General features: G+C 44.1%; 13 protein-coding genes. 4 read left to right on the forward strand and 9 right to left on the reverse strand.

What is annotated here, in order from left to right:
• Positions 1 to 209 (reverse strand): hypothetical protein (locus OCV62_RS16460; RefSeq protein ID WP_262588030.1); only part of this gene is annotated, 209 nt, incomplete at its 3' end.
• A gap of 57 nt (positions 210 to 266) precedes the next feature.
• On the opposite strand from OCV62_RS16460, the gene OCV62_RS16465 reads away from it, so the two are divergent.
• Positions 267 to 503, forward strand: a complete 237-nt coding sequence (locus OCV62_RS16465; RefSeq protein WP_055307241.1) for a hypothetical protein — start codon at positions 267 to 269, stop codon at positions 501 to 503.
• Between the two features lie 145 nt (positions 504 to 648).
• Here the strand turns inward: OCV62_RS16465 and OCV62_RS16470 are convergent, their stop codons facing one another.
• Positions 649 to 1,500 carry a CPBP family intramembrane glutamic endopeptidase gene (locus OCV62_RS16470; RefSeq protein WP_055307242.1) on the reverse strand — a complete coding sequence of 284 codons (852 nt, stop codon included), beginning with the start codon at positions 1,498 to 1,500 and terminating at the stop codon, positions 649 to 651.
• A 109-nt stretch (positions 1,501 to 1,609) separates the two neighbouring features.
• Between OCV62_RS16470 and OCV62_RS16475 the strand changes: the two genes are divergently transcribed.
• Positions 1,610 to 2,026, forward strand: a complete 417-nt coding sequence (locus OCV62_RS16475; protein WP_262588032.1) for an AraC family transcriptional regulator — start codon at positions 1,610 to 1,612, stop codon at positions 2,024 to 2,026.
• 136 nt (positions 2,027 to 2,162) lie between these two features.
• On the opposite strand, the gene OCV62_RS16480 is transcribed toward OCV62_RS16475, so the two are convergent.
• Positions 2,163 to 3,446: an MATE family efflux transporter gene (locus OCV62_RS16480; RefSeq protein ID WP_262588034.1), complete on the reverse strand. Its 1,284-nt coding sequence runs from the start codon at positions 3,444 to 3,446 to the stop codon at positions 2,163 to 2,165.
• Between the two features lie 283 nt (positions 3,447 to 3,729).
• Here OCV62_RS16480 and OCV62_RS16485 point away from each other — a divergent pair, with 283 nt between their 5' ends.
• Positions 3,730 to 4,758: a YeiH family protein gene (locus tag OCV62_RS16485; RefSeq protein ID WP_262588036.1), complete on the forward strand. Its 1,029-nt coding sequence runs from the start codon at positions 3,730 to 3,732 to the stop codon at positions 4,756 to 4,758.
• An 87-nt stretch (positions 4,759 to 4,845) separates the two neighbouring features.
• Here OCV62_RS16485 and OCV62_RS16490 read toward each other — a convergent pair whose 3' ends face one another.
• The 5 genes from OCV62_RS16490 to OCV62_RS16510 all read right to left on the reverse strand — a co-directional run bounded on the left by OCV62_RS16490 (position 4,846) and on the right by OCV62_RS16510 (position 10,592).
• Entirely contained in the window at positions 4,846 to 5,865 is a 1,020-nt protein-coding gene (locus OCV62_RS16490; protein WP_262588038.1) for a lysozyme inhibitor LprI family protein, read from the reverse strand.
• A 25-nt stretch (positions 5,866 to 5,890) separates the two neighbouring features.
• Positions 5,891 to 6,316: a hypothetical protein gene (locus tag OCV62_RS16495; protein WP_262588040.1), complete on the reverse strand. Its 426-nt coding sequence runs from the start codon at positions 6,314 to 6,316 to the stop codon at positions 5,891 to 5,893.
• 138 nt (positions 6,317 to 6,454) lie between these two features.
• Positions 6,455 to 7,564, reverse strand: coding sequence for an AAA family ATPase (locus tag OCV62_RS16500; protein ID WP_262588042.1), 1,110 nt, complete (start codon positions 7,562 to 7,564; stop codon positions 6,455 to 6,457).
• A 373-nt stretch (positions 7,565 to 7,937) separates the two neighbouring features.
• Positions 7,938 to 9,845: a Na/Pi cotransporter family protein gene (locus OCV62_RS16505; protein ID WP_021916263.1), complete on the reverse strand. Its 1,908-nt coding sequence runs from the start codon at positions 9,843 to 9,845 to the stop codon at positions 7,938 to 7,940.
• 282 nt (positions 9,846 to 10,127) lie between these two features.
• Entirely contained in the window at positions 10,128 to 10,592 is a 465-nt protein-coding gene (locus OCV62_RS16510; protein WP_021916262.1) for an Hsp20/alpha crystallin family protein, read from the reverse strand.
• Positions 10,593 to 10,994: 402 nt separating this feature from the next.
• On the opposite strand from OCV62_RS16510, the gene OCV62_RS16515 reads away from it, so the two are divergent.
• A complete protein-coding gene (locus OCV62_RS16515) occupies positions 10,995 to 12,755 on the forward strand; it encodes a diguanylate cyclase domain-containing protein (RefSeq protein WP_262588044.1) in 1,761 nt (586 codons plus the stop codon).
• Here the strand turns inward: OCV62_RS16515 and OCV62_RS16520 are convergent.
• On the reverse strand, positions 12,731 to 13,273 hold the full coding sequence (locus OCV62_RS16520) for a methylated-DNA--[protein]-cysteine S-methyltransferase (RefSeq protein WP_262588046.1): 543 nt from the start codon (positions 13,271 to 13,273) through the stop codon (positions 12,731 to 12,733). The genes OCV62_RS16515 and OCV62_RS16520 overlap by 25 nt on opposite strands.
• Between the last annotated feature and the right edge of the window lie 36 nt (positions 13,274 to 13,309).

Genomic DNA, 13,309 nt, shown 5'->3' on the forward strand with positions numbered 1-13,309 from the left:
CCAACAAGATTCCCGCAGGGGCAAAATGAGCGATAAGCGAATTTTGGCACCTCGGTAGAATCTTGCTCTAAGAAACTGCCGGACTGCCGTTCACTTGCTACTGCCACTTTTTTGAGAAATCGCAACCAGCTTTTTTCATAAAGAGCTGTTGGATTGCCCTCACTTGCTACTGCCACTTTTTCGGGAAATCTATAACCAGCTTTTTTCATAAAAGGCGGCGGGCTGGCATTCTCCCCCTTACTCCCTACAAACCATAAAAGAGCAGAATGGACGGACTTTCCGGCAAGGACTTTTTCGGCGGCTCGGTCTTTCCCGACAATAAGGCGTTTCGGAAGCTGCGTTTTGCCCGCTGTATGAAAAAATGGCAGCCTTTTGGGGCTTCACTGTCTAATACGGAACTTTTGGAAATTTGCCAAAAATGGGCTCAAAAAAAGCAGCAAATCTTTTTCGGATTTACTGCTTCGTGTGCCGCTGCGGGGCGGCGGTTATTCAGTTGTAAATAAAAGAGGGCGGTAGCACTTTGGGCTATCGTCCTCTTGACTGCACATTTGCAAAGACAGGCGGGGCTGTCAACGGTGGGCGAAGCCCATTTACTTGCCGTTGACTGGCTCGGCTGGATTTGCTATCAATTATTGAATTGAATAGTCTTTACTTTTTCTTCGGAATCAGCACAAACCCACAAACAAGAATATATCCAATAATTGCGATTATAGATGCTTCTATTCCAAACCCTGCTCCTGTAAGGAAAACATTATCTGAAGATATTATTATCGAAAAAATCGGACTTCCATAAGTTCCTTGCGCTGTCGTAATATGGAGAATATCTGTTATCATAATAAAGTTCCATGCGGCGTGTAATAAGGCACTATTACTTATGGATTTTCCTTTGTAGGAAACAAGAGAAAACATGATTCCTACTACTGTACCGCTAATGATTAAAAGCAGAACACCGCTAACAGTAAAGGTTTCCATTGAGGGAATGTGTACTAAACTGAAAAGAAACGATGGAATTAAAATTGCTATATATTTATTCCATCTACTCTCCAATAATTTCATAATATACCCACGAAACAACATTTCCTCTGTTATTCCCGACTTTAGTGCTATAAGCATGGAAGCTATTATAATTAAACATATTTCACCCGCCGAAAAAGAGTTGACTTCAAATTTACCAATCATTGCAAAAATAGCTGTAACGAATACTGGAAGAAAAACAGATATTAGAACACCCCATTTTTTTATGTTCGGTGTAATACCAAAATCTTTCATTTTCAAGTGGAGTCCTTTTGTTGTATAAAGCCAAAAAAGGAAAGCGGTTAGTAATAAAGCCCCCAACATTCTTAGAATTACATATAGTGCATTGCTCGGAAGTTCCACAAACGAAAAAAGCAAATCAAAAGAAATACTGCTAAATAAATCTCCTGCCAAAAATAACAGAAAGTAAACAAGGATATTTACAAGTGTTTTCGATGTCGAAAAATTATATTGTGTTTGATTCAATGATGGTTCCTCCTCAAAAAAATATCTTTTTGCTGTTATATTGTATCATTTTCGACAATAAATTTCTACTAATTTTACGGAATAGCAAGTTGCTGTCTATCAATTTCTTGTGTGTTACTTTATCGCACATGAGCATTACTATCTGGAATGCTGTCCGCCAGACAGCGTTTCCCTCGTTGCGCAGACCTTTGACTCGCCCCTTTCCGATGCCATCGCTTATGTGGAAACACATTTGAACGAGCAGATCACGGTACAGCAAATGGCAGAGGCTGCCGGATATCATGTCAGCCACTTTACGCGGCTGTTCCAGTCCCGCATGGGCATTTCTCCCGGTCAGTTCATCCTTCAGAAAAAAACGGAAACCGCAACGCAGCTTTTGACCTCCACCGATCTGCCCATCGCTTCCATCGCAGATTCTCTCGGATTCGGCAGCCAGTTTTATTTTTCGAATTTCTTCAAAAAACAGACCGGCATGACACCGTCCTCCTATCGCCGCTTATATCTGCGCGCCTATCTGGAATCCTGAAAATCTCATAGGTTTACATAACTGCAAATCTCCTGTGCACAAGAAGTGTAGCACAGGAGATTTCTCAATTACATATATTATTCTTTCAGAAATATATAAGATCGTGCGGTCAGCACTTTTTACCCTTTTTACGCGGTCACACAACCCGCTTCTTCTCTTTCTGACGAAGCAAACATGCGATTCCTGCAGTCAGGATCTGTGAAAGCACCATGCTCAGCCACACACCGTCCTGTCTCAAAATCCGCGGCACGATCAACAAAAGGATCAATAAAAGTACCGGTTCTGCATACACACAAATGTAGGAAAATAGGCTTTGCTCCGTCGCATAAAATCCTGATGTGGTAATTCTCGAAAACGCATAGAACAAAAGTCCGGCCAGAAATATCGGCATCGCGTTTCCGGTCATCTGCGTTACGACATCTGAAGAGCCAAAGATCACACCCAGCTCATATCTGGTCACATAAAGGATCAGCATACAGGCAAGTGCCAGCACCCACGCTGTTCCATACGCCATGTTACGCACCCGGTCCACCTCTTTTGTTTTGCCCTCACCGTAATGCAGGCTCATCAGCGGCTGGCTTCCATCCCCCACGCCCTGCATCAGCAGATATACGATCGTCAATCCATAAGCGATGCAGGCATAGCTCGCAACCGCAGTTTCCCCTCCATAGGACAGACAGAAACGGTTCATGAACAGCAGGGAGATCATCGGAGAAAGCGACAGTCCAAACGGTGCGATGCCGATCTGCACGATTCTGCAGACCTTTCTTCCAAACTCCTTACAGACGCCCAATACCGGCAGCTTTTCTTTCCATACATAAACAAAAGAGCCCACCATTGTCACAGCCTGCCCCAGGATCGACGCCCATGCCGCACCGGCCATACCAAGCTGCAGCACCCAGACAAACAGATAATCCAGTACAATATTCATTCCAAATCCGGCGATCATTGTAACCATCGCAAAGGAAGCGCCTCCGTTATTACGGATCAGCGGCACAATGCCTGTCGCAAATACCTGAAACGTCGTCCCGTAGACCATGATCCGCAGATATTCCTCACCCAGGGGACGGATCGTCCCCTCTGCCCCCAGAAAGGACAGCACCGGATCCATAAAGATCAGCATCACAGCCGTCAGTACAATACTCGTCAGAAGCAGCAGCCGCAGCGCTGTACGCACATACTCGTCTCCGTCCTCCTTTTGTCCCTCTGCACGCCGTACCGTCCACATGACCGCACCGCCCATTCCGATTCCGGTGCCCGCCGACTGCATCAGCGTCACCACCGGATATACCACATTGATCGCAGAAAGTCCGACATCTCCGACACTGTTTCCTACAAAAAAGCCATCTACAATTGCATAAATACCAGAAAGTGCAAACGCCAGTACCGACGGCACAACGTATTTTAAAAATTTTTTCATATTCGCCTCTTTTCCCGCCGCAGACTGCGATTTGTCAGAAATGCAGAAATCTCTGCATCTCCCCGGTTTCTTTCCTTTTCCACAGCAGTTTCCGCTTCATCATAACAAAAATCTATCATTTTATAAATATATCATTTTAATTTATTATATTTCTGTGCTAGGATAATAACTGTTTGCAGGCGGTACTGTAAACTGCTGCATCCGTCAGTGTCAAAACTTCTGATCTGACACGTAATTATGAGAGAAAACTGGCGGCGAACGTTCCGTCAGGAAGGGAGAACACATGAGTTTCATTCAGAAAAATGTAAAAGGCATCCTGTTATGCCTCGTCCTTGCCATTCCCTGCTGGTTTCTGGGACAGGCTGTCCCGGTTGTCGGCGGTCCGGTATTCGGCATTCTTGCCGGTATGCTGATCACACTGCTGCTCAAAGATAAAACACAGTTCCAGAGCGGCATCACATTTGTATCCAAAAAGGTACTGCAGTACGCAGTCATCCTGCTGGGCTTTGGCTTAAACCTTTCCGTCATTTTGGAAACCGGAAAGCAGTCCTTGCCGATCATCCTCGCAACGATTTCCACCTCGCTGATTATCGCCTATGTGCTGCACCGTATCATGCACGTTCCCGGCAAAATCTCCACGTTGGTCGGTGTCGGTTCCTCGATCTGCGGCGGCTCCGCAATCGCTGCAACAGCCCCCGTTATTGATGCAGATGATGAAGAGGTTGCGCAGGCAATTTCCGTTATTTTCTTCTTCAACATGCTGGCTGCCCTGTTTTTCCCGGCCCTCGGCGCGCTGCTCGGATTTTCCACCACAAGCGGCGAAGCCTTCGGAATTTTCGCCGGAACTGCTGTCAACGATACTTCTTCCGTGACCGCTGCCGCATCCACCTGGGATTCCCTCTATCAGCTCGGTACACAGACACTGGACAAAGCTGTTACCGTAAAGCTGACCCGTACCCTTGCAATCATTCCGATCACACTGGTACTCGCCCTTGTCCGTACGAGAAAAGCCGGTTCCGAGGGCAAAAAAGTCGAGTTTAAAAAGATTTTCCCGATGTTTATTCTCTACTTTGTGCTGGCTTCCGTCATCACAACAATCGCAACCTCTCTCGGTGTTTCCGCATCCGTATTTTCTCCTCTCAAAACACTGAGCAAGTTCTTCATCGTCCTCGCCATGTGCGCGGTCGGTTTAAATACAAACATTGTAAAACTCATCAAAACCGGCGGTAAACCGCTCGCTCTGGGCTTTTGCTGCTGGGTCGGCATCGCTTCCATGAGCCTGCTCATGCAGCATGTGCTGGGAATCTGGTAAGATACGGCACACAAAACACCCCCAGCCCCGCCGGGCATCGCGCTTCGGTCAGGTCTGGGGGTGTTCGATTCTGATATTCTGTTTTCTTTAAAACGCAAACGGAAATTCCGTTTTTTGTCCTACGGGAAATGCATCCGGGTTGGATGTCTCCGTCACTTCAAAGCTCGCGCCGTCCCAGCCGTTGATCTGAATAATTCCCTTTACAGAGCCATCCTCGGATGAAAATTCCAGCTCCCCGTTTCCGTTATCCACAAAGCTTCCTTTTAGCTCGCCCTGCCTGTAAATGGAGATCACCGCTTCATCGCTGCCATTTACGCCCTGCTGGGTACATAACAGGCTGTATACACTGCCGGTCCCCTGATTATCCACAAACACTCCGTACTTCGTCGACCGCTCCGGCATTTCAAATGCTTCGCCCTTCACCTTTGCCAGCTCATTTGCAAGGACGTAGGCTCTGTTTTTTGTAATTTCTTCCTGAAAAAAGTTCACAAGAAGCGAGTACATGCTCCCGTTTTCTTCGCTGGAACCAAGGCTCTCCTGCGCCACTTCTTCTTTCATGGAGTTCCAGCTTCTCTGCTCTGCGAGGACTTTTTCCTTCGTCTGCGCATCCGCCGAATCGCTGAATCTGCTCCACAGGTTATTCAGCTCCGTATCCCAGATTTTGAGAAACCATCCGGACGACATATTCATTTCCCCCTGCGTCTGAGCAGTTTGGGCAATCGCCTCATACTGTTCGGAAAGCGTGTGAATATTTTCCAGTTCCTCTTGCAAAGAAGCCGAAGCCGATACTACATCGTCCACATCTTTTTTGATGTCCTCAGAATAATCGCACGTAAAATCGATCTCCTGAGTATCGGTTGATTCGATATCAGTATCCTCTTCACCGGAACCATTATTTTCTTCACTGGAATCAGCATTTTCTCCGCCGGAATCCTTATTTTCTTCACTTAAATCAATATTTCCTGTGCCTGAAAGCTCAAGCGGTTCTTCTGTCTGAAAAACGGTGTCTTCCGTACCCGAAATATCGCTGTCTGCTTCCTTGTTTCCGCAGCCTGAGCAGAGTCCAAAGGTCAATGCAAATATCGCCAGATAAACTCTTTTTTTCATCAAATTTTCCCTCGTATACTTTTCTTCAAGATTTTTGAAACCAGTTCTTTCTGCATTCTAACTCACTCATCTGATTTCTTGTATGTTTCACACTTGTTTTCCACAGCTTCACCCCAAAATAATCCAGCAAAAATTCCGGAAATGCACTCAACACAAATACCCGCTGTCTCTCAGCCTCCTGTACTTCCATGACATATATCTGACCCGGTGTTACCTCTTCGAAATACTGCGCGTATTCCATTGTATCCGACAACTTATATAAACACGATACCTTCATTGCAAACACATCGATAATGTCTTTCCAAATATCAATATCATACTCCTTAAAATGCGGATTGAGTGCCCTTGTCGCAGAAACATTCTTATACCTGCCAAGATTTTCTATCTCTGCGAAGCAATCTGCTCCATTCCCGTATTTTCCCGGCTGATAATCTCTCAGTGCTTCAACCATCGGATAGCTAATGTATAATTTTCCCCAGCCGGAAGCGTAATGACTTTATAATTTTTATGAGAAAAGAATATCTTCGAAATATTGTCAATCACCTGAGGTTCTCTGACCTCTCCCTCGACTATAAATGCCTTATAGTCTTTATTTGCCATTAAATGCACCTGCCTTATACATTTTCTGAAGATTATGAGCCTGACGCAGTTCCTTTTCTGTTAATTGAGAAATCGCTTTTATGCTGTTATTTGCAAGTAAGAAATAACTATCCGGTCTAAGCAGATCATTGCTCATCAGATCCGTGTTGTGAGTCGTTGTAAATATCTGAACTCCAGCTATCTGGTTCAAATGTCTTTGCACCGACTCGGATAATTCGAAATGATAAAATGCATCAAATTCATCTATAAACACAAAAGATGCCTTTTCCATACGAATATACCAATAATAGAACAATGCCAGTGATCTGGTTCCGGTAGAGGCGATCTTAAAGAAATCAGCATCTGTATTATCAAAATGACAGTAGATTGCTTTTTTGCCGTCCACTTCGCATCCGTATAATTCATAGTCAATGTCATTTTCTTTCAGGAACCTCTGGAAATCCTGCACTTTTCCACTATTTACAATACCTTCCGCTACACCTTCGTTACCATTTGTAAAGCCTTCATATCCCCGGCTGTCTAACGAATAAAACAAAAGCATACGTTCCACAAAATCAATAAACTTTTTAAATACCCGATTTTGCTCATTATCCGTAAGAATAGAGTTGTTGTTCACATATCTTACACGGGAAATCGGACTCTCGCTCTTGATCGATACATTCAAAGTGCCGGAACCATCCAGCAAGGTGAACCCATCCCTGGTAAGAAAATCAAAAAAGATAACTTCCTTTCCATCAATAGATAAACTCTCACTCTTCAAAGTATTTACATCATTTTTGCTGTATCGGTAAACCACTTCATGACCATCAAACATAAAGGTGTATTCAAATTCAGCAAAGGATTTTCTTCCACTCATGTTCAGGTAAAAATCGTAGCTGGAAAGCAATTTCTGTTTATCTGTCAAATGGGTAATGATATCAAAAATAGCCAATCCAAGGTTTGATTTACCGCTGCTGTTAATGCCATAAATAATTCCTTTTGTCACACAACCGTTTTTTATAATTTCAGAATTAAAGTTATAATTGCTGGGTGATCCTATATCAAATGTGATTTTATCCTGAAACCCTTTAAAGTTTTCTACGCTGAATTTTTTTAACATAACAATCACCATTCCTGCTCTTTTTCTATATTATATTATTATCTGCAAAAAAATTCAACTTATGCCGTATTTTTTTTACGGAACCAAGATTATCCACTCCTTTTCTCCGGAAACAAAAAAACGACACCAAATATCGTTGGATGGCCACCAGACAAAAGCCATACCGATATTTAATGTCGTTGTTTTTATTCACTTTCCTTCGAAAAAAAGCGTGTCCGAAATCGTCCGCCGCCCCGTTTCGCCAAAATCGTCCTCTGTCTTTTCGAAATCATAGATCAGAAGCTCTGGCTGATTCCGGGTACATTCTTTTAAAATCTGACCGGATTTTCAATCAGTCCCGTTCGGGTATATTACCGTCAATCTACCGCCTTCTTTATTTCTTTTTCCCGTCTTTTCTCTTTTTCTTACGCTCCTGAATTCGACTACTGAGAAAATCTGATTTTTCCCCGGAGGCTGTATCTGTTTCCTCTAAAGCGATCGTCGGCAGAGAATCGATTTCATCCTTCTTCATACGGGGCAGCTCGTATTTGTGTTCAAATTCTGCCACCTCTGCGCGGAACTCCGGATTGTCCGTATCACGAACCATTTCCAGATAACCATGGGTATCGAAGCCGTCTTCATTGACCTGCAGCAGGCATACTGCGATATTGGAGCAGTGGTCTGCAACACGTTCATAGCAGGTCGTAATATCCGACAGCGTAAGTCCAAGCTCTATGGTACATTTTCCCTTCCGCAATCTGCGGATATGGCGTCTCTTGATCTCCATATTCAGTCCGTCGATCACCTCTTCCAGAGGCTCTACAGACTTTGCAAGCTTCAGATCATCGTTCTTAAATACCGTTACCGCACGGTTCATGATATCCTGAACCGCCGCCGTAAATACCTTCAGCTCTTCTTCTGCTTTGGCAGAAAAATGCAGATCCTTTTCCGCCATTTCCTGTGCATATCCTACGAGGTTGATCGCATGGTCACAGATCCGCTCAAAATCACCGATACAATGCAGCAGCGTGGACAGTGTATGGCTGTCTCTCGTAGAAAGATTCCGGCTGCTTAATTTTACCAGATAAGTACCCAGCTGATCTTCGTAGGAATCCACAAGATTTTCCAGATTTTCCACCCGCTTTGCCTGTTCTGGATGGAACTCTGTCACAAGCCCCATTCCAAGCAACAGGGCTTCCCGGGCATACTCTGCCATATCGCCTGCGGCTGTTTTACACTGCTCCAGTGCAAAATGCGGAGATGCCAGGAAACGCTCGTCCAGGATCTGAATACTCTTTTCTACCGGAACATCCTCGAGCTCGTCCGGAGTAACCGGAATCGTCTTCATCGCAAGCTTTACCAGTACTTCGGATATCGGCAGCATGATAATCACCGCCGACAGGTTAAAGATACTGTGGATCATGGCAATGATGAAAGGGTTTGCAAGCTCTGTCATAAACGAAAAATGTACGATCGCATCGATCAGATAAAAAAGCACCATGAAAAAGCTTGTCTTTAAAATACAGAAATATAAATGCATCAGCGCTGCACGCTTCGCATTTTTACTTGCGCCCATAGAGGAAAGGATCGCAGTGATCGCCGTACCGATGTTTTCACCCATCAGAATCGGGATCGCAGAACCGATGGTAAGTGTTCCACTCATGGAAAGTGCCTGCAGGATACCGATGGATGCAGAAGAGCTCTGAATAACCGCAGTCAGCACCAGGCCGGCAAGCATACCAAGGATCGGATTGGAGAACATCGTCAGAATGCCGGTAAATTTCTCATTGCCCGCCAGCGGCTCTACTGCAGAGGACATAGTTTCCATACCAAACATCAGAACTGCAAAGCCGATCAAAATCGTACCGATATCTTTTTTCTTATCATTTTTAGCGGTCATCAGCATGATCACGCCAATGATACCGACGATTGGTGAGAAGTTCGCCGGCTTTAACAGCTGTACAAACACATTGCTGCTTTCGATACCAGTCAAGCTCAGCATCCAGGAAGTAACGGTCGTTCCGACGTTCGCCCCCAAAATAACGCCTGCAGCCTGCGTCAGCTTCATAATACCGGAGTTTACGAGTCCGACTACCATTACCGTCGTTGCTGACGATGACTGAATTACTGCCGTGACAACACAGCCCAGCAGCGCGCCCTTCCATTTGTTGGAAGTCAGCGATTCCAGAATTTCTTCCAGACGTCCGCCCGACGTTCTTTTCAGACCATCTCCCAGAACCTGCATACCGTATAAAAACAGAGCAAGTCCCCCGACCATCGCCAATATTCCGAATATATCCATTTCATCCTCCATGCTGCGGTCCTGCCGCTCATTTTTCAAAGATATTACTTTGATTTTACATGATTGCGCCTTTTTACGCAACCTTTCGGGTGAAATCCAGCGCATTTCTCCTGCCGGATATTGTCCTTTTCCTTTCCTGCCGCAGTGGGATCCTCCCAAAGCGTTTTTATTGTATGGAATTGAAACTTCTTATACGACAAAAAATCCCGGTACGTTTTCACGCACCGGGATTTTTATCAGGTGAGATTTTGACGGAATGTTCAGCTTCCTATACCGGAAAGATCAGCCTTCAATTGCGATCCGGTTGTCTTTCTTTTCTACCTTCTTTGCTTCCTTCTTCAAAATGTGAAGCTGCAGGATACCGTTTTCAAACTTCGCGGAAACATCCTCGGGTTCAACGGCTTCGCCGACATAAAATGTTCTGGAGCAGCTGCCTGCGTAACGCTCCTGACGAATGTACTTGCCGGTCTTCTTATCGGTTTCGTCTTTATCAAGGCCTTTGACAGCGCTGATATTCAGATAACCATTTTCAACGGTGATCGTAACCTCGTCTTTCTTGAAGCCAGGCAGATCAATATCTACCTCGTAAGCATCCTCGGTTTCCCGAACATCTGTCTTCATGAGGTTCTTTGCATGTTTGCCATACAGAGGATTCTTCTTACCGAAGAACTCACTCTCATCCGGCCAGCTCATCCAGTTATCCATATTCTCAAATAAATCTTCATCCCAAATTCTAGGCAGTAACATAAGTCATTCCTCCATTCCTTCTATCATGCCTTCTGTGAATCCTTTTCAGAAGTGGTTGTCATTTTATCTGGTTCAAAGAAAAGCTTTCTGAGAACTCCGATTCCGTTTTCGGCATCTTCTGTTCTTTTTGTTCCCTTTCCTTTGTTCTAGATGTAATATAACACCCATTATTAGCAATGTCAATAGGTGAGTGCTAATTTTTTTGTGAAGAATTTGTGAACGCTGCGAGCTCTGTAAAATGACAAAAACAGTATCCAAAAGCTTTGGCTCTCCTTCTTATTTTAGCTTGTACGAAATCTTGACACGGAACACAATGTGAGGGAAAATTACTATAAAAACAGCCGCCATGACTGACATCAACAGAGGTCTTGCAAAACACCTCTGAAAAAAAGGGCATGTTAGATGAAACAAAAAACACTTATTCCGCTTATCGTTTTCTTACTGGGTATATGCCTTGTTGGTATAATCCTATACAAAGTAGACTCTCATGAAACAGCACAGAACCATACAACAGCATTATTAAATGCAACAACCTATGGGGAACGCATAAAAAATGAGATTACAGAAGGGATAGACGTTACGGATGTTCTGAAACAGATTTTGATCAGTGAATCTGGAGAATTTAACCAGTTTGACATGATTGCAGAAAATCTTATGTCTGATTCTATTGAAAGCGTGCAGCTTGCTCCGAATGGTGTTGTGACAGATATTTATCCGTCCACAGGAAATGAAGCAGGCAAAATTGATCTGCTCCATGATAAAGATCGTGGAAAGATTTCCTGTTATGCAAGGGACAACCATACAATCATTACCCAGGGACCATTCAAATTGAAACAGGGCGGCTCTGGAATTGCTGTCCGCAATCCCATTTTCCTGAAGGATGAAAACGGGTTGGAATATTTCTGGGGCTTTACCATTGTTGTCCTGCGTGTACCCGACATTTTCTCAGACGCGGTCAGTGCACTTTCCAGCTTTGGATATGAATACAGAATTTCAAAGACAGATGCTCCCTGGAGTGATACCTATAACATTGTTTCTCAATCAAATGATTCGTTGATAAATCCAGTTTCTTATACTTTTACGATAGGGGAAGAGGAATGGATGTTTGAAGTAGCTCCTCAATGTGGATGGCGAAACAATTTATTAATAGCAAAAACCAGTGTGATATTAACTGCTAACGTTATACTTCTGTCCGTTCTTACCTGTGTATGGCTGACTTCGAAAGAAAATAAAAACAGATTCCAGATACTGGCACACACGGATTCCCTTACCAATATTTACAATCGCTATGGATTTGATGAATTGGCAGCGAAAATGATAGCTAAAAATCCGAAAACTCATTTTGTGGCTGCACTTTTTGATATTGATGACTTTAAGTTTATCAATGATATCTATGGACACGGTTATGGTGACAAGGCATTGAAATGTCTTGCAGACAGCATGAAAGCTTTTTTTCCATCTGATGCCATATTAGGAAGAAACGGTGGAGACGAATTTTGTGTTCTTCTCCCTAACTATACCTTTGAAGAAGCAGAAGCGCAATTGCAGCAATTCACCAGCCTTCCCAAAACATTCTCATGCAGAGGAAGGGAGCAGCAATTTTATATTTCTCTTGGATATGCAGAATATCCGACCTTTGCATCCAGTCTTTCACAGCTCATGCGCTGTGCAGATGCAGCTCTCTATGAAATAAAGCTTCACGGGAAAAATGGATGTATGTCTTACAGTAAGGAACTTCAATCCGTTGTTCGCAAACAGCTGGGCTTTGCACTTAAAGATATCTCCGAACACCTTCCGGGTGCATTTATCATATACAGAGCAGACAAGGAAGATGACGAACTTTTTTATGCAAACCATGAATTTCTTTCTATGACCGGATATCAAAGTATGGATGAATTCTTCAGGCTCACCAATAAGAGTTTTCACAACCTGATTCGTGAAGATGAGCAGCAGCAGATAGAAGCAAGCATTTGGGAACAAATCGACAGCGGAAATGAAAATGACTATATTCATTTTCATCTTCGAAAGGCGGACGGATCTTATCTTTCTGTACTGGATCATGGGAGAATTGTAGAAAGCCCACAATATGGAAAAGTATTCTATGTATTATTTATGGACTGGGAAGATATGCATATTCATTACAGCGACAAATTTTCCGGATAAGTTTTCCGATTGGCATGCTCCAGCTCAAGCAGTGCCATCTTTTTGTCAAGTCCGCCTGCATACCCTGTCAGGTTCCCCTTTGTCCCCACAACCCGATGGCATGGAATGATGATTGAAATCCCGTTATGTCCCACCGCACCGCCCACCGCCTGCGCAGACATATGAGGCCGGTTCTGCAGCTTTTCCATCTGTCTTGCGATTTCTCCGTAGGTCATCGTCTGACCATAGGGAATCTGCAGTAAAATCCTCCATACCTCCTGCCGAAACGGCGATCCGATCGGATGCAGCTTCGGTGTAAAGTCCGGTTCTTTTCCCAAAAAATATTCGTCCAGCCATTCCTTTGCTTGTGCAAGTATCGGCGTTTCCTGCGCAACCTGCTCTGCCGGAAGTGTATCTGCGAAATAGCTCTGCCCGAAAAACCACAAACCGGTAAGCCCGATTTCGTCCGCCGCCAGCAAAATATCCCCAAGCCTGGAAGGATATATGCTCGTATAAGCTTTCTGATAAATATCTGTCATGATCACACCCTAAAAATGTTTGGAAAATATCTCGTG

The organism is Gallintestinimicrobium propionicum (genome assembly GCF_025567525.1).
In the GTDB taxonomy this organism is placed as follows: domain Bacteria; phylum Bacillota; class Clostridia; order Lachnospirales; family Lachnospiraceae; genus Gallintestinimicrobium; species Gallintestinimicrobium propionicum.

Coding starts and splice junctions, on each gene's coding strand:
- OCV62_RS16465 (WP_055307241.1), top strand. CDS start 267: ATGGACGGACTTTCCGGCAAGGACTTTTTCGGCGGCTCGGTCTTTCCC.
- OCV62_RS16480 (WP_262588034.1), bottom strand. CDS start 3,446: ATGAAAAAATTTTTAAAATACGTTGTGCCGTCGGTACTGGCGTTTGCA.
- OCV62_RS16485 (WP_262588036.1), top strand. CDS start 3,730: ATGAGTTTCATTCAGAAAAATGTAAAAGGCATCCTGTTATGCCTCGTC.
- OCV62_RS16490 (WP_262588038.1), bottom strand. CDS start 5,865: ATGAAAAAAAGAGTTTATCTGGCGATATTTGCATTGACCTTTGGACTC.
- OCV62_RS16495 (WP_262588040.1), bottom strand. CDS start 6,316: ATGGTTGAAGCACTGAGAGATTATCAGCCGGGAAAATACGGGAATGGA.
- OCV62_RS16500 (WP_262588042.1), bottom strand. CDS start 7,564: ATGTTAAAAAAATTCAGCGTAGAAAACTTTAAAGGGTTTCAGGATAAA.
- OCV62_RS16505 (WP_021916263.1), bottom strand. CDS start 9,845: ATGGATATATTCGGAATATTGGCGATGGTCGGGGGACTTGCTCTGTTT.
- OCV62_RS16510 (WP_021916262.1), bottom strand. CDS start 10,592: ATGTTACTGCCTAGAATTTGGGATGAAGATTTATTTGAGAATATGGAT.
- OCV62_RS16515 (WP_262588044.1), top strand. CDS start 10,995: ATGAAACAAAAAACACTTATTCCGCTTATCGTTTTCTTACTGGGTATA.
- OCV62_RS16520 (WP_262588046.1), bottom strand. CDS start 13,273: ATGACAGATATTTATCAGAAAGCTTATACGAGCATATATCCTTCCAGG.